At 55.5% G+C, this 22,382-nt stretch carries 23 protein-coding genes and 1 pseudogene; 11 read left to right on the top strand and 13 right to left on the bottom strand.

Annotated features, from left to right (window positions below; translation table 11 throughout):
- Positions 1 to 147: 147 nt before the first annotated feature.
- The 3 genes and pseudogenes from ACYZUC_RS10115 to ACYZUC_RS10105 form a co-directional block, all read left to right on the top strand.
- Positions 148 to 312: pseudogene (locus tag ACYZUC_RS10115) on the top strand (DNA adenine methylase); the annotation flags it as partial.
- A gap of 141 nt (positions 313 to 453) precedes the next feature.
- Positions 454 to 1,329 (top strand): hypothetical protein, encoded by an 876-nt coding sequence (locus ACYZUC_RS10110; protein WP_461995459.1) that lies wholly within the window; start codon positions 454 to 456, stop codon positions 1,327 to 1,329.
- 665 nt (positions 1,330 to 1,994) lie between these two features.
- A complete protein-coding gene (locus ACYZUC_RS10105) occupies positions 1,995 to 2,777 on the top strand; it encodes a hypothetical protein (protein ID WP_461995457.1) in 783 nt (260 codons plus the stop codon).
- A gap of 133 nt (positions 2,778 to 2,910) precedes the next feature.
- On the opposite strand, the gene ACYZUC_RS10100 is transcribed toward ACYZUC_RS10105, so the two are convergent.
- Complete coding sequence (locus ACYZUC_RS10100) at positions 2,911 to 3,279, bottom strand: helix-turn-helix domain-containing protein (protein WP_461995455.1); 369 nt, start codon at positions 3,277 to 3,279, stop codon at positions 2,911 to 2,913.
- Positions 3,280 to 3,690: 411 nt separating this feature from the next.
- Here ACYZUC_RS10100 and ACYZUC_RS10095 point away from each other — a divergent pair, with 411 nt between their 5' ends.
- The gene (locus ACYZUC_RS10095) at positions 3,691 to 4,239 is read left to right on the top strand and encodes a hypothetical protein (protein ID WP_461995454.1); all 549 of its coding nucleotides are present in this window, start codon (positions 3,691 to 3,693) and stop codon (positions 4,237 to 4,239) included.
- A gap of 273 nt (positions 4,240 to 4,512) precedes the next feature.
- Here ACYZUC_RS10095 and ACYZUC_RS10090 read toward each other — a convergent pair whose 3' ends face one another.
- From ACYZUC_RS10090 to ACYZUC_RS10075, 4 genes are all read right to left on the bottom strand, one after another.
- The gene (locus ACYZUC_RS10090) at positions 4,513 to 5,523 is read right to left on the bottom strand and encodes a hypothetical protein (protein WP_461995453.1); all 1,011 of its coding nucleotides are present in this window, start codon (positions 5,521 to 5,523) and stop codon (positions 4,513 to 4,515) included.
- A gap of 79 nt (positions 5,524 to 5,602) precedes the next feature.
- Positions 5,603 to 6,487, bottom strand: a complete 885-nt coding sequence (locus ACYZUC_RS10085; protein WP_461995451.1) for a hypothetical protein — start codon at positions 6,485 to 6,487, stop codon at positions 5,603 to 5,605.
- Positions 6,488 to 6,630: 143 nt separating this feature from the next.
- A complete protein-coding gene (locus tag ACYZUC_RS10080) occupies positions 6,631 to 6,846 on the bottom strand; it encodes a hypothetical protein (protein ID WP_461995449.1) in 216 nt (71 codons plus the stop codon).
- A 338-nt stretch (positions 6,847 to 7,184) separates the two neighbouring features.
- Positions 7,185 to 7,871: a hypothetical protein gene (locus ACYZUC_RS10075; protein WP_461995447.1), complete on the bottom strand. Its 687-nt coding sequence runs from the start codon at positions 7,869 to 7,871 to the stop codon at positions 7,185 to 7,187.
- A gap of 343 nt (positions 7,872 to 8,214) precedes the next feature.
- Here ACYZUC_RS10075 and ACYZUC_RS10070 point away from each other — a divergent pair, with 343 nt between their 5' ends.
- Positions 8,215 to 8,433 carry a hypothetical protein gene (locus ACYZUC_RS10070; protein ID WP_461995445.1) on the top strand — a complete coding sequence of 73 codons (219 nt, stop codon included), beginning with the start codon at positions 8,215 to 8,217 and terminating at the stop codon, positions 8,431 to 8,433.
- A 68-nt stretch (positions 8,434 to 8,501) separates the two neighbouring features.
- On the opposite strand, the gene ACYZUC_RS10065 is transcribed toward ACYZUC_RS10070, so the two are convergent.
- From ACYZUC_RS10065 to ACYZUC_RS10040, 6 genes are all read right to left on the bottom strand, one after another.
- Positions 8,502 to 9,287, bottom strand: a complete 786-nt coding sequence (locus ACYZUC_RS10065) for a transporter substrate-binding domain-containing protein (RefSeq protein ID WP_461995443.1) — start codon at positions 9,285 to 9,287, stop codon at positions 8,502 to 8,504.
- Positions 9,288 to 9,379: 92 nt separating this feature from the next.
- Entirely contained in the window at positions 9,380 to 10,315 is a 936-nt protein-coding gene (copD, locus tag ACYZUC_RS10060) for a copper homeostasis membrane protein CopD (RefSeq protein ID WP_461995441.1), read from the bottom strand.
- 3 nt (positions 10,316 to 10,318) lie between these two features.
- Positions 10,319 to 10,690, bottom strand: coding sequence for a copper homeostasis periplasmic binding protein CopC (gene copC / locus ACYZUC_RS10055; RefSeq protein WP_008037673.1), 372 nt, complete (start codon positions 10,688 to 10,690; stop codon positions 10,319 to 10,321).
- Positions 10,691 to 10,744: 54 nt separating this feature from the next.
- A complete protein-coding gene (locus tag ACYZUC_RS10050) occupies positions 10,745 to 11,632 on the bottom strand; it encodes a copper resistance protein B (RefSeq protein ID WP_461995439.1) in 888 nt (295 codons plus the stop codon).
- A 10-nt stretch (positions 11,633 to 11,642) separates the two neighbouring features.
- The gene (locus tag ACYZUC_RS10045) at positions 11,643 to 13,334 is read right to left on the bottom strand and encodes a copper resistance system multicopper oxidase (protein ID WP_461995437.1); all 1,692 of its coding nucleotides are present in this window, start codon (positions 13,332 to 13,334) and stop codon (positions 11,643 to 11,645) included.
- Between the two features lie 115 nt (positions 13,335 to 13,449).
- Positions 13,450 to 14,154, bottom strand: a complete 705-nt coding sequence (locus ACYZUC_RS10040; protein WP_192416871.1) for a murein L,D-transpeptidase catalytic domain family protein — start codon at positions 14,152 to 14,154, stop codon at positions 13,450 to 13,452.
- An 81-nt stretch (positions 14,155 to 14,235) separates the two neighbouring features.
- Between ACYZUC_RS10040 and ACYZUC_RS10035 the strand changes: the two genes are divergently transcribed.
- From ACYZUC_RS10035 to ACYZUC_RS10025, 3 genes are all read left to right on the top strand, one after another.
- Positions 14,236 to 15,981 (top strand): L,D-transpeptidase family protein, encoded by a 1,746-nt coding sequence (locus ACYZUC_RS10035; protein ID WP_461995436.1) that lies wholly within the window; start codon positions 14,236 to 14,238, stop codon positions 15,979 to 15,981.
- Between the two features lie 136 nt (positions 15,982 to 16,117).
- The gene (locus ACYZUC_RS10030; RefSeq protein WP_461996694.1) at positions 16,118 to 16,909 is read left to right on the top strand and encodes a lipopolysaccharide biosynthesis protein; all 792 of its coding nucleotides are present in this window, start codon (positions 16,118 to 16,120) and stop codon (positions 16,907 to 16,909) included.
- Positions 16,910 to 17,034: 125 nt separating this feature from the next.
- Complete coding sequence (locus ACYZUC_RS10025) at positions 17,035 to 17,430, top strand: hypothetical protein (protein ID WP_461995434.1); 396 nt, start codon at positions 17,035 to 17,037, stop codon at positions 17,428 to 17,430.
- A gap of 51 nt (positions 17,431 to 17,481) precedes the next feature.
- On the opposite strand, the gene ACYZUC_RS10020 is transcribed toward ACYZUC_RS10025, so the two are convergent.
- Positions 17,482 to 18,324, bottom strand: a complete 843-nt coding sequence (locus ACYZUC_RS10020) for a LysR substrate-binding domain-containing protein (RefSeq protein WP_461995432.1) — start codon at positions 18,322 to 18,324, stop codon at positions 17,482 to 17,484.
- Positions 18,325 to 18,431: 107 nt separating this feature from the next.
- Between ACYZUC_RS10020 and ACYZUC_RS10015 the strand changes: the two genes are divergently transcribed.
- The 3 genes from ACYZUC_RS10015 to ACYZUC_RS10005 all read left to right on the top strand — a co-directional run bounded on the left by ACYZUC_RS10015 (position 18,432) and on the right by ACYZUC_RS10005 (position 21,580).
- Entirely contained in the window at positions 18,432 to 19,136 is a 705-nt protein-coding gene (locus ACYZUC_RS10015; RefSeq protein WP_461995431.1) for a haloacid dehalogenase type II, read from the top strand.
- Positions 19,137 to 19,152: 16 nt separating this feature from the next.
- Positions 19,153 to 19,944, top strand: coding sequence for an aldolase (locus ACYZUC_RS10010; RefSeq protein ID WP_461995429.1), 792 nt, complete (start codon positions 19,153 to 19,155; stop codon positions 19,942 to 19,944).
- Positions 19,945 to 20,008: 64 nt separating this feature from the next.
- Positions 20,009 to 21,580 (top strand): sensor domain-containing diguanylate cyclase, encoded by a 1,572-nt coding sequence (locus ACYZUC_RS10005; RefSeq protein WP_461995427.1) that lies wholly within the window; start codon positions 20,009 to 20,011, stop codon positions 21,578 to 21,580.
- A 30-nt stretch (positions 21,581 to 21,610) separates the two neighbouring features.
- On the opposite strand, the gene ACYZUC_RS10000 is transcribed toward ACYZUC_RS10005, so the two are convergent.
- A complete protein-coding gene (locus ACYZUC_RS10000; protein ID WP_461995425.1) occupies positions 21,611 to 22,198 on the bottom strand; it encodes a GNAT family N-acetyltransferase in 588 nt (195 codons plus the stop codon).
- Between the last annotated feature and the right edge of the window lie 184 nt (positions 22,199 to 22,382).

The raw sequence follows: 22,382 nt of genomic DNA, 5'->3' as shown, positions 1-22,382 counted from the left end.
ATATGGGGCAAAAATGGGGCAAACCAATCGCCAATCTATGCCATTCAATGCCCACTGACCGCTTTCATCGAACTGTCAAATTAACCCTACAGGCCCTATAGGTAGGGCCTTTGAGGCTTTTTAACCTTAATACTCCAACACAATTGGCGTATGGTCGATTTCATGCGACGCTGCAAAGGAAAGGTGATGGTTGGCATCAACGATCACCCTGACACCCAGAGGGTGTTTGAGGGATTTGACATCGAGCAGATTGAAGTTCGCTACAGTGTTACTAATCAGCGCGGCGGTAGTTCAGGTACTGGCGGCAATTGGGTGAATTTGGGCCGCTTTTATAGAGTTTATTTGGGGGGAGGTTTTTTAATTTTGAATAAAGAATGGAGAGATATCGAAAAGCTCGCTCGTGCAATAGAGTAATCTGTTTCGCCAGGTGCTAGCGTACAGCATAATGTAAACTTGCCTCATGTGGACTCTATATCTGGCGCTACATCGCAATGTGATATTGTTATTACGGAGGGTGGTGGCGCGCGCACGTTTACAACAATTGTTGAAGTTCAAAGTAGAAATGTCAAAGTTAAAGTTGGTGAATTCCTCGGATGGCTGGGAAAGAGGAAGCTTGTTGGGGCGGATAAGCTCGTTTGTGTTTCTAGAAAAGGATTTTCTTCGACCATTAAAGAGCTAGCGGCAAAGGAGGGTAAAGTTGTTGTGCTGGTGATGTTGCATGAACTTGATCTGTCGTCGCTGCCAATGAATTTCATCAGTTTTCACCTTCAGTATAGGCACTTCATTTTGCGCGATGTATTGAATATCCGCGCCGGGATTAGTCGGGTGGACCTTGACAGTCTGGGCATCCGCGAAAGTTTCTACGAGCAAAGGCAGCGGCAGAGCAGGGCTGATGCGAAAGAATGGTCCCTTGATGGGATATCAGTTATAACATTAGAAGCGCTAATCAGAGAGTCTGTCGATTGCAAAGAAGATTTTAGTGGGGTTTCCAGATTAAAAATTGAGTTTGATTCGGAGGTTCCTCTTTATACTTTCTTCGAAGGCGCATTTATAAGGGCGGCTATCGATGTGGAGTTTGATTATCTCAATCGTTTCTATTCCGTTCCAATGTCTACTTTAGCGTACGAACAGTTAGAGCACGGTGTTTTGGGTTGGGTAATGGTTGGCGATCTAAAAACAGACTATGGAGATTTGGCAGTTAAAATTCCAATTTATCAAGACAAAGATGGCATCTACAGTATGAAAGATGAGGATGTCATCGTTAGTGGAATGGAAGGCGTGAGCATGCACGTTTCCCAGGCTAGCTCTGAGGTGTCCTGGTGCAGTTGAAACTGGTGGCATTTGCCAGATACGCGAATGCAACTGGCGACAACGTTTGCAAATCACAACTGGTTATGTGCGGGCGCAGAAGAGATGGGTGGTACGAAAGAGGTACGCGCGGAAAGTACGTAGTTTGTAAGCCTTTGTTTGTAAGGCTTTCAGGATTAGATGGTCCAATCCATCATCGGCACAGGATGAGCCCGCACCAGGTGGTTTGCTCGTGGTGAGCTTTCGCTTAGGGCATTTTTAGGGCAAAACAAGGACCGCTTTAGGCCGCATCAGGCCTTCACGTCACCGAGAAAACCGTGAATTCTAAGGTCCACGGCGGCCTATGTGAATCACTGAAGGGGTTCGAATCCCTATCTATGCCTCTGATGTTTCGAGCGACCCCTTACGACGCACAGGAGACGGTCGCGGTTCCAATTTACCAGCCCGACAATGGCCGCAATCGATAGGTAGCGCTCGCTGCATCGCGGCCGAATGACAACGCCGTTCGCCGCTGAACAAGCAGTTCGACGCAGACGCGCGCCATGTACATTGATAAGACGCCGTACCGGCGCGACCTTGAGCATCGTCCTGCGTCATCGGCTACTCGCACTGCGGAAGCTGCTTCTCCCCTCGCCGAAATTGAATCTGTAGGCTGCGCGTGTTCGAATCAATATTGAGATTGGCTCATGACCCCAAAAAAAATAGTTCTTCTAGTTAAGGTGTTTGATAAGGAGGAATACGCTGATGCATTCATTCAGACGGGAGAGATGTTCTGTAAGACGATTGGACAGTTCAAGCGGATAGAGGGTGATGTCGCACGAGGCGACCAATTCGAGGCGCCCTCGGATTGGCATCAACCCGACCGCATAAAATCTCTGACGATTTCATTTAAGACGCCGGACGGGGAGGAGAAGTCCTTTCCAATAGAAGAGCTAGCCGGCCCGCTAGTGATGCAGAGTACGGCGCACGATCGTTTGAATGCTTTCTGTATGTACGCTGTTACCGTACCGGACTTCGAGGAATCGTATGAAACAGAAGAGGAGCGACTGCGCGCGGTCGAGAAAATCAATTCAATGTTGAAGGAACACGCAAGGCTAGGCGAGGAAATGCTTTCGCTTGGAGAGCATGCCGTTCTCATCATCAAGGTCGAGGATTTCATCGATAAAGTAAGCAAAGCCGCCAAGTCGGAAGGCTATTCGTCTTGGCGAGGCCTTGTCGATTATTTTGATCCCGAGACCTTTCACGGCAGTTTCAGAGAGGTTGAGTCCGTTTTTAAAAAGCGGAACATCTACTCCTATCAAAAAGAGTTCAGATTTGTTTTCGACTCGAGCAAGCCCGAGGGAGCGAAAAAGCTTCATGCCGGTCCTCTGGATGGAATTGCTTTCAAGCTCAAAACCAGCGAAATCAACAGCAAGCTTGAACTGAAGCTCTCCGAGGATCAACGCGCCAACGGGGACTCACTTGGTTAGCAGTTTGCTGCTTTGCAGCGGGTGCTAACGCCTACCTAAAACACGGTCAGTGAGTTGCTTGGAAGCAGTCGTTGTTGGGCGACAGCTCCTGGCCGTTTTCTGCCTGTGGCGGCCAGCCGAAAATGGCCAATGGCTACTCGAGCAGATGGTAGTCGTCACGGTTTCTTGGATCGGTGGTTCCACCTCGGCAGTTATGGCCGCGCATGGGCTTCAGTCCAGGAAGGAAGACGAGAGCCTCCGCTTCGAAGGCGAACGACAAAGCTTGCATCGTGACCGGCCGCAATGTGCGCCGGCCTTCTTCAAGCCCCCTGATTGCTTTGACTGAAACACCAGACCGGAATGCGAGTGCCTCCGCTGACCAGTTCAGCATGGCGCGGGCAGGGGCGCAGTGGGCTGCCGAGAAGGACAGCGGTAGGTCACCTATAAACGGGCCGGGTCCCCATTCGATTCCCGCTTCTTTCAAGGCTCTGATCTGCTGCAGGTCGATAACTTTCCCCGCCATCACACACTCCTCATAATACTGTTTGTATATACAGCAAAACACGCAGGCGCGAACCATTCTAGAGCCTCACATCGAAATTGCAGGGGGCACGGTGGTATGGAAGACTGCGGGGTGCGCAAATGATGGTGCGGTGATTGGCTGACAGGACGCGGGGATATTTCAACGCGGAGTGTTGAGGTGCGGGTGTCTGTTCAGTTCATGCGGAGTCTGCGAAAAACAGAAACAGACACCTAGTTGACGCGGGGTAGGCTGGAGGCCTTGAAAATAGTGGAGCGGGTGAAGGGAATCGAACCCTCGTTATCAGCTTGGGAAGCTGAGTTTTGGGTGATATTGTTTTGATGGCGCGAGCGCAACTGTCTGAGTAGAAGTTCGCACAGTTCAATACGTACTACTGAAGGTAGGAAAGGCTTGATGAATAAAGCTGTTCTTTTGCTTGTCCCTGTTTTGCTGAGTTCTTGTTCCGCAATCCAGCATAAGCCGGTCCAGATTACCCCGCATACCGTTGAATTTCACGGTGCTAAGAACGCCATCAGTCCTGCAGCATCCGGGACGCCGATGAGTGAATATCCATCCAATGGCCAGCCCAGGGCTACCCCGTATGAGGTAGTTTTTCCTCTGTCATACGCGGTGGAATGTAACGCCGCGAGGACTGCCTGCAAGCATGCTGTCGTTCAGACAGGCCTGACATATGAAATTCACGAGGTAGATTCTGAAGTTGAGATTACCGGGAACCTCAAGTCGACAATGGGCAGGAAGTTGACACAAAGGGTTGGGGACCAGAATGGCTCATACCACCAAACCTCCTTGTCGGTGAGCGAAGATGTGGAGGTGATTAGAACTGGAACAGTTATCAAGTCATTTTCGTTCACCTACAGTCCTGGGAAGCGAGTAGTGGTCGACGGGCTTGGAGGCGTACAGGTCATCATCACCTTCGATCCTTTGAAGAAACCATCGGTATAGTCTCCTATTCGCTGATGAGCAGCGGAGATGGATGGTTAAGTTTTAGGGCAAATTAAGGGCAGAACGTAGACCGTTGAGGGCCGTTTCTGGCCCATCAATCTGACGAGTTCTCCCCATAATCACGGCCTGCAGCGGTCTGTGATATGGGTCGCTCGGGTTCGAATCCCTATCCACACCCCAACTCAAAGTCATGCCTAATGACCCAAGACGCTAACTAAACGGTTGAGTTCCCAGGCCTGAGCTGCTTTTAGCGCAGGCCTGGTGAATCATCGGTTAGGCCTCAGCTGCAAAAATTGCAACGATTTCTCTATCAATTTGTTCTTCACTCGGAAAATCGATCATTAAGCTTTGACAATCGAATGTCCGAAGGCGATTAAGCAAGCCGAGGTTTTTCAGATTATCCGCCCCGGCGACTTTTCCATCGTTACCAGCAAGCAAGTAGAAGAGTATTACTACCTCGTAGCGCGTGAGTTGCGATTGAGCATATCGTGCGTACTGACGCGAATTTGAACTCGCTGCGCATACATCGGTGATATAGAGGATGGTGCTTAAATAACCATCTAGAAACTCGCCGTGATCCTTCAGTATTCTATGGAGTGCGGCTGCGTAGTGATGTTGACGATCTTTGAATGGGATCTTATAAAAGTTAACGCTGCCTGTCGCTCGCAGCGCCTCCTTTATTGATTCCGATTCTTCGCCACGAGACCCGATGTAGTATTTCAGTTGTTCCCAGCGCCCACTGAAGTGCCCTTGTGCTGTGATATCAGCAATGAAAGCTGCGCGGTCTTCTTGAAATGTCTTGATCCAGCTCCGCCCATTGATCGCCTCGAACAACTTCGTATAGTGAACATCTGCCACATTTTCCGGTTCCTTGCACAGAAGCATACGGCCGATTTCGACAGCCTCGTCGGAAAGCTCCCTGTGAATCCTGTCAGCAATATACTTCAGACTCTTGTGGGCTGAGAATTCATTGCCATTTATGGTAATTGAACTGTGCTGAATTCTATATTGCAGAGAGTCGAATAACTTATAGAAGATGCTGTCTTCATTCTGGCGTTTGAATTGAGTCTGAGTGAGATATGTTGTGTATGCCAGTACGAGGAGGGCAAGGCTTCCATATATACCGCTGAAATATGAACCGAGCTCTCCCCAGCGCGCGTGCTGATCTGTTAGACCACCGTGGAATTTCGAAAGGTAAAGGGCGATTGGAGCTAGAACAATTATAGTTATAGAAAATACACTTAGTTTGTTTTTCATTTGCCTGGGTTCAGTGTTGATGGTCATTTAAAGCCCAACGATTAGCCTTGCGTAAAAGCGCCTCAAAGAGCACTTGGGCGATGGCTACGCATGAAGAGCTTGAGGTTCAGGTGAAGAAAGCCGGTCGAGGCGCTGTCGCTTCCATATCTTTCGCCAAGTCATAGGAGCTGATGCGGCGTACTGCAGACGCTGCGACAAACTGCACTCCTAGGGCCAACTCGATAATCTGCAGTCGCGTAAGCCCAGTGACGTCGTACCGACTAGCCACCAGTTGCGGCAAGCTCGCAATCACCCGCAAGACTTCTGAGTCATCTCGATGCGGGCATAGTTGGACCAATTTCTCGGCGAGCGCTTGGTAATCATGCCCGTACATTCTTTTGGTTAAGTCCTCCGGGGGCATGCCCAAATGGATAAGCGTCCCTTTGAGGGATAGTTCAGCGGTGAGGCCGATAGGCTGGAGAATGGCTTCGCCCAGGTTGCCCGAGTCTGCCAACCGAGAGGAAAGATCGGCCAGGTTTTCGGTCGCTCTGACCCATCGCTCCATGGCTACCGGATGTCCACCCTTATGTTCCTCGATGCCATAGGCAAGGTCATAGAGGTCGGCGAAGGCGAAGGCCGACCGTGCGATGATACGGGGATTTCTACGGCACCATTCGTACCACTCTTTGTCACTAGCAAACTCGAGCCCCTTCCCGATGTCAATCATTGCGCTACCCATCACAACGGGGACTGTGACCTTCCTGATCCGATCGAGTGAGCCAATCAGGCCATTGCCGGCGCCCGGCCAGGTGGTGTCGCATTCGGAAATCAGACGTCGGTAAGCCTGACAGACTTCGTTTACCTGAGGGTTATGGAAAGGTGCCCCCCCCATGGCGAACTCACCTTTCAAAATTTCCATTGCGGCTCTGAGTGGGCGTGCATGGAATGCCACTCCTTCCTTCGCGAACTTTTCATCCAATTGAAGCAGGTCTTCATCGGTAAACGTCGCCATCGCAGTTCCTTGCGCCCATGAAAGTTAGTTTGATAGATCTGGGGGGATTTATAAGCTGTTAAACCGCTTATAAAGTTTTTAGCTTGACCATTGTTAGAGTTCCTGCGGCAGCCCCTTAACATTTTAACTGGGGAGCGTGATACCTAGTCGATGCCCAAGCTCTTAAGTCGAGCCAAACCCTGCTTGATATGGCCGGCGTTTTCACCAATCGTTTGCAGCGCTCCCCGGACATTTTCTCCCGCTTCAGCTAAACCCTGCACTTTAACCTGAAGCGTCAGCTCCATCACAGCCGCCTCCAGAGCTAACTGGTTGTGGTGCATCCTCTCCAGCACATCCGACGGCGAATATTCACTTGGCATGGTTTCGACTCCTTTCGAGAAAAAGTACAAGCATAGTACCGGTCGTGCCCGAGACAGGCAGGTGTTATAGCTTGCTTAGAAATTGCTACAAAGCGAAGAGGTTTCAGCGGGTTAGCCAGAGTGGCTGGGGCGTTGGGGGAGTGCTATGTACAATCCATCATCAGGGCGACGGAGAAGCGGCGGGAGAGTGGGGCGGGTGTGGCGGTGATTGGGGGCATTGGCGTTTCTGAGATGGTCTGGGAGGAGGGAGTTTATCAGGATTGAAGAGGTGAGGTTTTGGGAGGGCTGTTACCGCGAATCCGTAAACTGAGTGGATGAACGGTTTGTCCGGAAATGGGTTATTCAGATTGTTGCATATCACTTGCTGCCTTTAGGAGTGATTCTGGTGTAATAGTAGAAAGCTCCAGAAGATGGCTGTTTTCATGTATTTTTATGAGTGGTATTACTTCTTCAATTTTAACTATGTTTCGATCTAAAAAAGCAATTTTGTGATCCTCATTTAGAGCATTTCTGTACGAGACTGTAGTTATAGTTATGAACTTATTGTCGATATATGTTTGGTTTTTTTCTGATCTTTCTAAGAATAGTTTGCTTATTCGGGCGGCGTGATAGTTGTTGTTGTGTCCTCTTAGGGTCGCAATTAGCTCTTTTGGTGCATGGGTTGGGGATGTCATATCAAAATACCCGATTATGGGTATGTACACTGGTTTGGAATGTTCGCTATTTAGTAGGTTGATGCTTATAAAAGTATATGATCTGGTTGAGATGTTGTAAACTGGCGCGCCAGCATTATATAAGCGTAACTCTTGATCGTCATATTTTTGAGATTCTGTGTTTTTAAATAGAATGGTCTCAATATAAAATAACGGTTCCGTTGCAACTCGGGATACCTGGAGTTGAGCCTCACTCACCTGATAGGAAGCATACCCAACGAACACGGCTGCAAGTCCGAGCAAAGATGAAGAAAAAATCTCAAAAAAAACTTTGTTTTTGGTTAGCCAGTTTCTTGTTTTCTCTACGGACATAAGGTGGCTTCGTGAGTTTGTTTAAAGGTGGTTGGTGAAGAATTATAATATTACTTTGCTCGTATGGTAAGTCAGTGATTTGCATTGTTTCAATGCTTTTGCTGTTTGCGCTTTATTCAGCGAACTGCAGCGTTAAAGTTTACACCGATGCCGCTGAAATTTGGCTTTGATTTTTTGATCGAAAGCGCGCTCCAGGGAGAGCGTCCTTTGTTGCATCCAAAAACCGCACAGCTGAACAGAAGCTGTCAGCCTGCGAGGTTTCATAATCCCCTATGGGCGCACGACCTAGGATTACGACTAAAGCTCGCATCACCACACCCCCAGCTCACAGGAAAACCGAAAAATGATCTCAACTCTCTCCAAAGTCTTGCTGATCGCCGGTGCCTTGCTGTTGAGCGCCTGCTCAGGTGTGAGCACCTCTGACAACTATTCAGAAGACCTCCAGCCGTCCGCCGGCTTCGGCCCGGGCCCGACCAATAACCACAGTCAGTTGAATTTCCATGGCAGTGCGCTCGGTAGCAGCTTCGGCGAGTACAGTTCCGGGTTGTTGCACGACGATTGAGGTGTGACGCAACGGCGCGGTATTTCTGCCGTTGCGTAGTCTCCGAGGGGCGGCTGCATGAAATACGGCTATTTGGCCTCAGGCGTAGCAATCCACTCACCCAAAACCTTCTGATACTTCCCCGTCACCTTAGCCAAGTGCAACCACTGATCGACATACAGCTTCCACGTCATGTCATCACGCGGCAGCAGATACGCCTTCTCCCCATACTGCATGTACTGGCTCGGATTCACTGCGCACAAACCGGGTTTGAGTTTCTGCTGATACAGGGCTTCCGACGTGTCGGTAATCATCACGTCAGCTTTCTTGTCCAGCAGCTCCTGAAAGATGGTCACGTTGTCGTGCAACTGCAGCTGCGCCGCTGGCAAATATGCGTGGACAAAAGCTTCGTTGGTGCCGCCGGCCGGTTCGACCAAGCGAACCGAAGGCTGGTTGATTTGCTCGACGGTCTGATACTTCGCCTGATCTTCGCAGCGTACCAACGGGATTTTGCCGTCGACGTCCAGCGTGGTGCTGAAGAAGGCTTTTTTCTGCCGCTCCAGGGTGACCGAGATCCCGCCCATGCCGATGTCGCATTTACCCGCCAGCATGTCGGGCATCAGGGTTTTCCAGGTGGTCGGTACCCACTCGACCTTGACGCCAAGGCTGTCGGCCAGCGAGCGGGCCATGGCGATGTCGATGCCCGAGTATTCGCCGTTCTCGGCTTTAAACGTGTAGGGCTTGTAATCGCCCGTGGTGCAAACACGCAATTGGCCTTGCTGAATGACGCTGTCCAGGTGCGATTGTTCGGCCTGGGCGCCAAACGAGAGTGCGAGCAGGCTACCGAGCATTACTGTGCATTTATTGGTTTTCATGTGTACCCGACTTCCATGATGGATTGGGGCTGAGAGTACTTAATTTTTCCCGACGATGGTTATAAGTACTTAGGGATCTCCTACCCGATTGGCTATTGCGCAGCGTCCTCCATTTCCGGACTCAGCGTCCCCAACCAAGCCACCAGCCCCACAATCAACACCGCGAGCGCCAACTCAAACACCATACTGCGTCGCAACGCGTTGGCGGCAACGACGTATTGCCCCTCCCGCAGCGACCGCTCCAGAAACGGCCCAAGGTGAAACCGGTTCAGCGCGGCGAGCACCAGCATTCCGGCAAACAACCCCACTTTGATAAACAGCAAAATCCCATAGGTACTTAGCAACACGGCATCAAGCTTTGGCCCGACGATGAACAGGTAATTCACGACGCCCGTGACCGTGATGACGACCACGATCACCGCGCCCACCGATTCAAATCGAGCGACGGCCCGAGCCAGTAACCTGATGCGTTCTGCGGTTTTCAGCGCGTTGATTTTCGCCATCAATGCAAACGCGACCAGCGCCCCAACCCAAGCCCCCGCTGCCAGCAGATGCAGAATATCCATCGCAAAATGCCAATAACGACGGCTGCCTTCATCCATCGCCCCATGACCGCTCCAGGCCAGGCTGGCCAAGGCGATAGCGCCGGCAAAAGATGCAATCAGCAGGCTGAATCCGGGCGCACGGTCATTGAACGTAACCGCCAAACCGGCGATAACCAGCGCGGTGATGCGCACTGCCCAGGCCAACCCGAAATCCGTCTCGAACACCAACATCTGGACATGCGGAAGCAGCTCGGTGAAGTCCGACTCTCCGCTCATCGCACTCACCATCGTCAGCATGCTCGCCACGGACAACAGCGCTCCGAACGCGGCCGTCACCAGCAGGATCGACCGAAACGGCAGCACCGCGCCGGACACCCGTTCCCGGCCGGCAAGGCTGTAGAGCCCGAACAAGCCCAGCCCAAACAGCACCATCAAATCCACATACAACCCAAACCGCAGAGCAATGCTGACCCAGTCGCTCATCAATCACTTCACTTTGAACGTAACGTTGCCGGTGATCGGGTGAGTGTCCGAAGACACCGCGCGCCACTCGACTTTGTAGCTGCCGGCGGGCAACGGCGAGAGCGGGGTGATGAGCATGGTTTTCGGGTCGCTGCCGCCGGTGACTTTGGCTTTCATCGGCATGGGGGAGTGCGCCATGCCGGGCATTTCGGTCATGACCAGTTTCGCCCCGGAAAACTGGGTCATGAGGCTTTCGGAAAAGTGCAGTTCGATCGTGCTCGGTGCCGCGCCATCCGCGCCTTCGGCCGGGGTGGATGAGAGCAGTTTCGGATGCGCCTGAGCCAGTGTGCTCATGAGCAAGCCGATGACAACAGCGGTGGTTTTCATTGTGCGCATGCAAGGCCTCTTTACCGCTCGAAGCGGTTTTTTTTGATGGTGATGTGAGTGCGATCAGAACCACAGCCGAACGCCGAGAACGACGCGTGTTTCGCTGCGATCCTCGCCATCGTCTTTGGCGTAGTCGGCGGTTTTGCCGTAGGTGCGGTTCCAGGTCACGCCGATGTACGGGGCGATTTCCCGGCGAATTTCATAGCGCAACCGCAACCCGGCTTCGGTGTTGGAGAGCCCGGAACCGATGCCCCGCTGCGGATCGTTTTTGCCGTAGACATTCAGCTCGGCGGTCGGCTGCAAAATGAGCCGGTTGGTCAGCAGGATGTCGTAGTCACCTTCCAGCCGCGCCGCGCTCTGGCCGCCTTCGCCGATGAACGCCGTGGCTTCGGCTTCGAAGTTGTACAGCGCCATGCCTTGCACGCCGAACGCGGCCCAGGTTTGCGGGGCGCCGGGTTTGAAGTCCTGACGCACGCCGCTCACCACATCCCACCACGGCGAGATCGCGTGGCCCCAAAGCGCCTGGACTTCCGCGTCTTCGGTTTTGCCGTTGCTGCGCTCGCCTTCGGATCGCAGCCACAGGCGATCGATGTCACCGCCGATCCAGCCCGACAAATCCCAGGCCAGCGCGCTGCCATCGTCGGCGTCCTGCCATTCGAGTTTGTCGGCGAGGAAGTAGTGATTGAGCGCAGAGTCATGCACGTTGTGGCCGCCGGGGCTGACGAACACGGCGGCGCGGTCGGCATCGGTCAGCGGCGGGATCGGCGTGCGGCTTTCAGTGGGCGCGGCGGGCTGCATCTGGCCGTCGTCCATGCTTTGCATCTGGCCATGGTCCATGCCCGGCATCTGGCTGTGATCCATGTTTTGCATGTCGTTGGTGGCAGCGATTGCCGAAGAAAGCGTCAGGCCCGTCGTGCAAACGGCGAGAAAAATCGATGTAAGTCTGGTCATGGGTAGCGCCTCATTCTTCCACGCGAACTTCACGGAACATGCCCATTTCCATGTGGTACAGGAGGTGGCAGTGATAGGCCCAGCGGCCGAGTGCGTCGGCGGTCACCCGATAGCTGCGTCGGGAGCCGGGGGGCATGTCGATGGTGTGTTTGCGCACCATGAACTCGCCGTTCTCGTCTTCGAGGTCGCTCCACATGCCGTGCAGGTGGATGGGGTGGGTCATCATCGTGTCGTTGACCAGCACGATGCGCACGCGCTCGCCGTACTTGAGGCGCAGCGGTTCGGCATCGGAGAATTTCACGCCGTTGAACGACCACGCGAATTTCTCCATGTGGCCGGTGAGGTGCAGTTCGAGGGTGCGGCCCGGGTCGCGGCCGTCCGGGTCTTCGAAGGTGCTGCGCAGGTCGGAATAGGTCAGGACGCGGCGGCCGTTGTTTCTTAAACCAAGGCCAGGATCGTCGAGTTTCGGCGAGGTGCTCATGGCTTGCATGTCCACCAGCGGGTTGTCGTTTTCCGTCGCGGGATGCGCTTGCATGCCACCCATCGCGCTGTGATCCATGCCGGCCATGCTGCCGTGATCCATCCCGCCCATGCCCATGTCATCCATGGTCACCAACGGTCGCGGATCGAGTGCAGGCACAGGCGCGGACAAACCCGCCTTCATCGCTAGCGTGCCGCGCGTATAACCGGTGCGATCCATCGATTGGGCGAACACGGTGTAAGCGTCCTGCGTCGGCTCGACAATCACATCAAACGTCTCCGCCACCGCAATGCGGAATTCATCGACGCTCACCGGTTTGACGTGCAGCCCGTCCGCCGCGACCACCGTCATTTTCAGGCCGGGAATGCGCACGTCGAAGTAGGTCATGGCTGAACCGTTGATAAACCGCAGTCGCAGTTTTTCACCTGGCCGAAACACGCCCGTCCAGTTCGAGTCCGGCGCCTGGCCGTTCATTAAATAGGTGTACGTGGCGCCGCTGACGTCGGCGAGGTCTGTGGGATTCATCTTCATTTCCGCCCACATCTTTCGATCGGCGACTGTGGAAGCCCAGCCGTTTTTGCTGACGTCGTCGATGAAATCGCCCACGGTGCGCTTGTTGTAGTTGTAGTAGTCGGATTGCTTTTTCAGGGTGTTCATCAGGCTGGCCGCGTCTTCGTCGGTCCAGTCGGTCAGCATCACCACGTGATCGCGGTCGTATTCAAAGGGCTCCGGTTCCTTGGCGTCGATCACCAGCGGGCCGTAAACGCCGGACTGCTCCTGAAGGCCCGAATGGCTGTGATACCAGTAAGTGCCGTTCTGCCGGACCTGAAATTGATAGACGTACACGCCGCCCGGTTCGATGCCGTGAAAACTCAGGCCCGGCACGCCGTCCATGTTGGCCGGCAGCAAAATGCCGTGCCAGTGAATCGAGGTGGTTTCCTTGAGTCGGTTCTTCACCCGCAGCGTGACCGTGTCGCCTTCACGCCAGCGCAGCAGCGGGCCGGGAATGCCGCCGTTGATGGTCATCGCGGTGCGCGGATTGCCGGTGATGTTGACCGGGGTTTCGCCGATGAACAGCTCGAAATCGCTGCCCGTGAGCATCTGCGGTTCGCCCGGGCGGGTGAGCGCCCACACAGGCGTGCGCCATAACCCGAGGCCGCCGAGCAATCCGCCCGCGGCCAGCCCCTTTACGAAGGTGCGTCTTGAAGTATTGGAGTGCATGCCGTTTTTATTCCCGGTCCGTCAGTTGGGAGACAACTTGACGACGAGGCTAACGGGCGATGCCTTTCAGCAGACTGAGGCGGGGATTACAGTTTTGACAGCTTCAACGCGGTGTTCAACGGTTGGTTGAGGGCTTGGCGGTCGACGCCACCGTCCCGCTACCGCAATTGATATACGAAGACTTTTTCAGCCAGCGCTGATCCGGGTAGTACGAAAACAACAGTTGCCCGTCTTTCATCGAGTCAATCAGCTTGTGCGCAATCGCCGGCCGTACCGCCGGGCAACCGAGGCTGCGGCCAATCCGCCCGTTTGCCCGTGCAAGCACCGGGCTGACATAAGGCGCGCCATGAATGACGATCGCCCGGTCGAAGGCGTTGTCGTTGAAGCCCGGTTCGAGTCCTTCCATGCGCAACGAATAACCGTTTTGCCCGACGTAACTTGACTGTGTGCGATACAAGCCCAGGCTGGTGGCGAAGCTTTCGTTTTGATTGGAAAACTTGACCGCCATGTTCTCGCCGCTGTTGCGACCGTGGGCAACCAGTTCGTGAAACAGCAACTTGCGCTGTTTAAGGTCAAACACCCAAAGGCGTTGTTCGGTGGAGGGCAGGGAGTAATCGATGACGGCAAGTCTTTGGACAGGCGCGGCACCTTGGGCCAAGCTGCATTGAGAGGCACGGACGGCCAGTGCAATCACCTTGGCGTTAGCGTCTGGAGCGGCTTTGACCAAAGCGGCTTCAAGTGAGTCGGCGTAGGCTGCCGTGACTGATGTTGAACTCAGCAGCAGGGCCGTAATTAGGAAGCCGAAGCGGTCTAGCGCCATATGCGTGTCTCATCATGATTGTTTCGAGTCTAGCAGCGCGAGCGCGGCTAGCCGGTGAATGCGGGAGATTAAGGATTATCCATGGGGCAGTTAACAAGGTTATTCGTCATAAGCCGTGTGTTTTTTATGGGCTTTCTGATCAGCGGTGCAGCGATTGCGCAAACTTCGCCGATCGAGCAGTCATCTCCACCTAACAACGTCAGTGAGGCAGCAGCGGATGACATCGTCGGTCAGGCGATTCAAAGCATGCTGGCGCCGTTGGCCTCGGCGTTTCCGCCGCTGCTCACATCCTCCCGGCATCAACGGGTGGATGTCAGCCGCGTGGTCATGGATTTTTATACGCATCGCAGCTATCGCGCAGCGTGGACACACGACAGTGATGTCACGCAGTTGCTGAAAAGCCTGGGCGACACGCAAGCGGATGGTCTGGAACCGGCGGATTTTCATATTGATGAACTGGCCAAGGCACGAGCGTCGATGCAAACCCCGGCGCAGCGGGCGAGTTTCGATGTCGCGGCCACCCGAACGTTCATCGCCGCGCTCCTGCAATTGCGGCGCGGCAAGGTCGACCCTTCGCGCCTGGACATGCATTGGAATTTCGACCCGGTCGGCGTCGATCCGCGTGAAGACGTGAACACCTTCTTCGCCGCCCTCGACAGCCATGACGTCGCCCGGGCATTCGCTCAAGCGCCACCGCAAGAAGCGGTTTATGGCAGCTTGCGCATGGGTTTGGCGCAACTGCGCAAGGTCCGGGATGCGGGTGGCTGGCCGAAGGTTGCCGAAGACAAGTCGCTCAAGCCTGGTATGGACGAACCTGCGGTCGCGCAGCTGCGAGCCCGTTTGGCGGCCGGTGGTTATCTGGCCCCGCAACTGAAACCACGTAACGACTATGACGCTGCCGTCACCGCGGCGGTCAAAAAGTATCAAGCCGAACAGTACCTGGGCGCGGACGGTGTCGCCGGGGCGGCGACGCTCGCGGCGTTGAATGTGTCGGTTGAGGCGCGGATCGACCAGGTTCGGGTGAACATGGAGCGTGCGCGTTGGTTGCTGTACAAACTTCAGGGCACTTTTGTCATTGTTGACATAGCTGGTTACAAAGTTGCGCTCTACCGCGACGGCAAGCCGATTTGGCGTTCTCGGGTGCAAGTCGGTAAACCGTTTCGCAGTACGCCGGTGTTCCAATCAGAGATTACTTACGTCACGTTCAACCCTACCTGGACTGTGCCCCCGACCATTCTGGTCAAGGACATGCTGCCCAAGATTCAGAAAAATCCTGGCTACCTTGCCGCCAACCGAATCAAGCCCATCGACCGTGAAGGGAACTTGCTCGACCCAGCGACGGTCGATTGGTCCAATCCGCGCGGCGTTACGCTGCGACAGGATGCCGGGCCGGACAACTCGCTGGGCCAGGTCGTGATCCGGTTTCCCAATGACTATGCGATTTATCTGCACGACACGCCGCATCGCGAGTTGTTTGCTCAATCTCGCCGCGCCACCAGTTCAGGCTGCATCAGGGTCGAGAACCCGCTGCAGTTGGTGGAACTGTTGTTCAACGATCCGGTGCATTGGAACAGCGCCGGGATCCAGGCGCAGTTGGCCAACGGCAAGACCGAAAACATCCGGCTTCCTGTCAAGGTGCCGGTGCTGTTGGCTTACTGGACGGTGGACCTGAGTAACGATGGTCGCGTGATGTTCAAGCCCGATGTCTACGGGTACGACTCTGCGGTTCTGCGGGGATTGAATCTGCGTTCGGAACTGCCTGCTCCGCAATGGCAGCAGGCAGGAATGCCTGCGCTGGCGGCCGGGCAAAAGAGCACTGGCGAGTAGCAGGGAGGCGCAGTTGTAGAGGACGGTTCCTGTTCATTTGGCGAGGCCAATCCGCAGCGGCTGTAGCGACGCGGTTTGCGCCATGGTTGAAAGCTACCACAATGAAAAAAGACCCAAAGGAACAGGGACAGTGAAGATGGATGTTGTGCCGGAAAACACGGTACCCATTGCAGGTTTGCCTCATGTGCATGACCTCGATGAGTGCCGCAACATTCAAAAAGGACCGGTGTTCATCATTGCCTCGGGGGCAACCGCCAAGGATTTTCCGCTGGAGAACTACGCAGACATTCCGATGATCACGATGAACGGGGCCATCTCGAAGTTCATCGGTACCGATATCAAGCCGTTCTTTTATGCCTGCACCGACATTGCCTTTTACCGGGAACAGCCCGAATTGCTGGCGGCGGCCATGCACCTCAGCGAACGGGTTGCCGTGTGGGAAGAGCACATCCGGTGTTCGGCCGTCATGCCTGAAGGGGACCTGTACCTGTTGACCAAGGCGCCCAAACTTTCCTGGAGTGACCTGGTCTTCAGGGGCGATAAAGAACTCGTCAGACGTCGCAGGCTTGGAAACGGTCGCAACAGAACCCTGGGGTTCAGCAAGAACCTCAAGCGCGGCTTTTTTGATGCGCGCACGGTGGCCTATCTGGCGCTGCAAATTGCCTACCACGCAGGTTTTAACAAGGTGTTTCTGGTGGGGGTCGACTTGAATCAGTCAGTGCGGCGTTTTTATGAAGAAGACGATGCCGACGCGTCACCGTGCATGCTCGATCAGCATTTTTTTACGAGAATTCTGCCCTCGTTCAAGATCCTGTCGAAGTACGTCGTGAATGATGATTTTCGGGTTTACAACTTGTCCGGCTCTTCAAGAATTCCTGGCGAACTTATTCCCCGAGTGACGTTGGATGAAGTCGACAGGATGCTCTAAGGATTGTCTGTGTTTCATGACTGTGGGTGCTCTTGAGGCACCCTTTTTTTGCGCGGGCTTCAACCGGCGTCGCCTAAGCTTTGAGGTATCGGAAATTCCTCCGGTGCTTGCAAGGAAGGTGTGGCATGACTTCATTAAAGTTCGGCGCGTCCATCCTGTTGGTCTGCCTGGCAGGCTGCGTAACCAGCAGCCATTACGAACCACCACCGGTGCCTGCGTCGGCAGTGACGCTGGATGATGGGCAAATCACCAGCACATTGGTGGGCAAGAAGTTCTATGGCACCACCAGGGAAGGTAGTCACCCTTACTCGATGAGTTTCGCCTCAAACGGAGTAGAAATCTTCGAAATGGCGCCGAACAAACCGGAGAAGGAAAAATGGACGTTGAAAGATGGCGTTGTGTGTATTGAACCGAAAGATTACCCAACCGAATGCGGCCAGTTGAAGACGGCCAATAACGAGTACTGGTTTGTCGATCCGAAGAGCGGCAGAGTTAATGCCCACTTGAAACTTGCGCCTTGAGGCCGGGTTTCGCGCACGAATGGGCGTTCATTGCGCGCCCATTCTTCATGTTCATGCCTTGCCCAGCTCCTCCTGCAAAAAAGCCACGAGGGCACGCTGCAACCCGGTCAACGCGCCCTCGTGGCTGATCAACGCCAACTCGGTCGGCGGCAGCTCGGGCAGATCGCTGCACACTCGGTGCTCAGGCAACACCGCCGAAGCGGGCAGCACCGACACGCCCAGCCCGGAGGCCACCGCTGCCTGAATCCCCGTCAGGCTGTGGCTGCCAAACGCAACGCGCCAGGGCCGCTGCGCCACATCCAGCAGACGGATCGCCCGTTGCCGATAAATGCAGCCCTGTGGAAACAGGGCCAAGGGCAATACCCCGTTGGCCGAGTCGACCCCCGCACCCTTGACCCACACCAGCGTTTCCGGCCACGCCGCCCAGCAGGGACCACTGTCCGGTTCGCGTTTGACCAGGGCAATATCGAGGGTGCCCGCCGCGAGTTTTTGCTTGAGATCGGTGCTCATGCCGCTGACGGTTTCCAGGCGCGCTTCAGGCCTGGCCCGGTTGAATCCGGCAAGGATCACGGCCATGCGTCGGGCATCGAAATCTTCCGGTACGCCGATACGCAAGATCTCCAGGTCGAGGTCGCTGGCCAAGGCTTCCACCGCCTCCGAGGACAGGGCCAGCAAGCGCCGTGCATAGTGAATCAGCATCTCGCCATGCTCGGTCACGCTGATGTTCTGCCCGGTTCGGTCACGCAACAGCAGCGCATGTCCGACCAGTTCTTCGAGTTTGCGCACCTGTTGGCTTACGGTGGATTGGGTCCGGTGCACGCGTTCGGCAGCGCGGGTGAAGCTGCCTTCGTCCGCCACGCAAACGAAGGTCTTGAGCAATTCGAGATCGAGCATGGCGGCCTCTTGATATTCGATTTGTCACTGACAGATCGTTATTAATTTAATTTCACACTATCACTGATCGCTCTTAACCTGAAGATCACCCTTCAGAGGAAACGAACATGACACTCACAATCACCCCGCGCCCCGAGTGGCTGACCTTCGATTGCTACGGCACGTTGATTCAGTGGGATGAGGGCTTGAAAGCCGTGGTGGCGGACATCTTGCGCGACAAGGGGGATCACAGCGTTGATGTCGATCGTCTGATCGAGGTGTACGACAGGCATGAACACCGGCTGGAACAGTTGCCGCCGCATCGTTCGTTCCGCGAGTTGAGCACTTGCGGGTTGCATCTCGCCCTGGAAGAACTGGCGCTGACAAGTGCCCCTGAAGACAGTCTGCGCCTGGCCGCGGCGATCCCGCGGATGCCACCGTTTCCGGAAGTGATCGAGACGCTCGCCCGGCTCAAGGCGATGGGCTTCAAGCTGTGCATTGTGTCCAACACCGATGACGACATCATCGCCGGCAATGTTGCGCAACTGGGCGGGTACATCGATCGGGTGATCACGGCGCAGCAGGCCGGCGCTTACAAGCCGGATCCGCGACTGTTCGACTACGCTCACGAGCAACTCGGCGTGACACGTGATCAAGTGGTGCACATCTGCGCCAGCCCGACGCTGGACCACACCGCCGCGCGGGACATGCACTTTCGCTGCGTGTGGGTCGATCGCGGCACCGGTCGGCAATTGCTGCCGGACTACCGGCCCGATGTGACAGTCAACACGCTGGATCAAGTCGTGCCCTTGTTCAAATCCCTTGGCTGGTAAACCCGGAGTCATTGCCATGGCACACACCCTTGCAGGCGGTTCCCGTCCCACCCGTTACACCGAGCTGAATCTGGATTCGCAGGCGGCCATCACCGCGCGCACGGAACTGGCAGCGTGCTTCCAGCTTGCGGCACTGCACGGCCTGGAGGAGGGGATCTGCAACCACTTTTCCGCGATGGTGCCGGGCCGGGATGATCTGTTCTTTGTGAACCCCTACGGTTATGCCTTCGAAGAAGTCAGCGCTGAAAATCTTCTGGTCTGCGACTTTCACGGCAATGTCGTGGCCGGCGAAGGGCAGCCTGAAGCGACCGCGTTTTACATTCACGCCCGCCTGCACCAACAGCTGCCAAGGGTGAAAGTGGCGTTCCATACGCACATGCCTCACGCCACGGCGTTATGTTTGCTGCAAGGTCCGCCGCTGTTGTGGCTGGGGCAGACGGCATTGAAATTTTATGGTCGCACGGCGGTGGACGAGGACTACAACGGCCTGGCCCTCGATGAATCCGAAGGCGACCGGATTGCCAGTGTCATGGGCAATGCCGACATTCTGTTTCTGAAAAACCACGGTGTGATTGTCGCCGGACCGACCATCGCCGAGGCGTGGGACGATCTGTATTGCCTCGAACGCGCCGCCCAGGTGCAACTGATGGCGATGGCGACCCAGCGCGATCTCAAGCCTGTGCCCGAGCCGATTGCCCGGCGCGCCTACGAACAAATGCGCCAGGGGGATGCCGAAAGCGCGCGGGCGCATTTGCACAGTGCGATGCGCAGACTGTCCAAAGGACAATTGCCCCTCACTACGGCGTAGACTAAGCTCGCAAAATATAAGGGTTTTGGGCCTTCGCCCATGCCTTACCCTTGCAGGATGAGCTTTGCATATTCTCCAAAACGACCCGCACATCGCCACTGGCGTTGCTTTGAAACGGCTACCGCTGCGCAAGGCAGCGATGCTGTTCATTGCTGTTGTGTGCCTGTGCCTGTGCGGTTTGCTTTACCTGCAACTGGAGCAATCGCGCCGGCACGATCTGGCCGTGGCCGAAGTAGCGTCTTCGAACCTGACGCGAGCCATGGCGCAGCAGGCCGAAGACACCTTCATGAAAGCCGACCTGGTGTTGACCAGTCTGGTTGACTGGATTCAGGCCGACGGTTTCGGTCCGCCGCAGCGCCCACGTCTTCAGAAAACGTTCGCTCAGCGGGTGCAGACGCTGAGTCAATTGCACGGGATCTTGCTGTTTGACCAGAAGGGCCAGTGGATCGTGACCTCTTTTGCGGATCTGCCTCGTGGTCGAGGCGTGGCGGACCGCGAATACTTTATGTATCACCAGCAGAACGTATCGTCCGTGGCGCACATCGGGCCTGCCATTCGCAGTCGTGAGAATGGCGAGTGGATCATCCCGGTCTCCAAGCGCATCAACGACAAAAACGGCCATTTCCAGGGCGTGTTGCTGGCCGGCATCAAGATGTCCTACTTCGACCAGTTCTTCAAAAGCTTCAGCCTTGATGACAATGGCTCGATGTTTTTGGGGCTGACCGACGGGACGTTGCTGGCGCGCCGGCCGTTTGTCGAATCGCAGATCGGCACGTCGCTGGCCAATGGCGAGATTTTTCAGACGTTGCTGCCCAACGCGCCCTCCGGCAATGCAACGTTCCGTTCGGTGGTCGACGGCACCGTGCGGTTGTATGGCTACCGACAGCTCGACGCCTATCCGCTGGTGGTGTCGGCGGCATCGTCCAGGGATTCGATACTCAAGGGTTGGTACGACACCGCGTTTCGATCCAGCGTCATCGTTGCCCTTGTCGTGCTGGGGATTGGGTTGTTCGGCTGGGTGTTCGTGCGCCAGGTTCGCCTCGGCGAGCAGGTCGAGGCGGATTTGCGCAAGGCCAAGGAGGCGCTGAAGCTCATCGCGACCCACGACAGCCTGACCGGCCTGGCCAATCGCCGACTGTTCGAGCAGGCGCTGGACATCGAGTTCGGCCGTGGCATCCGTCAGTCGAGTTCATTGAGCCTGATCATGCTCGATATCGATTACTTCAAGCGCTACAACGACGCTTATGGCCACGTGGCGGGGGACCATTGCCTGGCGCAAGTGGCGCGGGCGGTGAAGGGTTGCTGTCATCGAAAAGCCGATCTGGCGGTGCGGTACGGTGGTGAGGAGTTCGCAGTGTTGCTGCCGGATACCGATATTCACGGTGCGATGGTCATTGCCGAGCATATCCGTCGCGCCGTCATGGCCAAAAACATCAGCCACAGCGGTTCGCCCAACGGTTTCGTCACGGTCAGCCTAGGTTGCTATTCGTTTGTGCCCACGCGGCTGGACAGCACCGAAGTGTTCATCGGACGTGCGGACGCTGCCTTGTATCAGGCCAAGCATTCAGGGCGAAACCGTTCGGCGGTGCTGTCCATCGACGGCGGGATCGAGGAGTTGATGCGCTCGGATCGTTGAGAAGACTCAGGCACGAGCGGTCTGTGCGGATCAGCGAAGGCTGTAATCGGCAAGTTTTTGTTCGAGCCGCTGACGCACCATCGGCCATTCATCATCGATGATGCTGAACCGCACCGAGTTGCGCTTGCGTCCATCCGGCATGATCCGTTCGTGACGCACGATGCCTTCCTGTTGCGCGCCGAGCCTTAGGATTGCATTGCGCGACTTCTGATTGTTCTCGTCGGTGGTGAACTGCACCCGCACGCAGTCCAGCACCTCGAAGGCGTGGCGCAGCATCAGGTATTTGGCTTCGGTGTTGACGAAGGTTTTTTGCCAGCGGGTCGAGATCCAGCTGCTGCCGATTTCGAGCTTGCGATTGAGCCGGTCGATTTTCCAGAATCGCGTCGAACCGATGACCTCGCCGGTGTCCTTGAGCACGATGACGTAGGGCAGAACAGTGCCTGCATCCCGGCCGTCGAGGGCTTTTTTCAGGTAGCTGTGCACCGTGGTCGGGGAGGGCACGACGGTGACAGTCAGGTTCCACAGTTCGCCATCTTCGGCGGCGTGTACCAGCGCATCGGCATCGGCGTATTGCAGTGGGCGCAGGCAGATTCTGTTGCCTTCCAGCGGTGTTTCCATGGCGTCGGTTTTCTCGGCAGATCAGGCAGGCGTCGGGCGCCTATTACGCCGTAGTTCCGACGGCTGACGCAACTGGCAGGGCTAATCGTCGTGGAACGGGGTGGCGATTCTGGCGTGGGGTGCGCAACGAGCCGCATTCAACTGGGTTCGCGCAAGCGCCGTCGATTTTTCGGTCGTGTGGCGA

The sequence above is a fragment of the Pseudomonas sp. GT1P32 genome (assembly GCF_054897805.1).
This window is presented reverse-complemented; position numbering and strand designations above follow the sequence as displayed.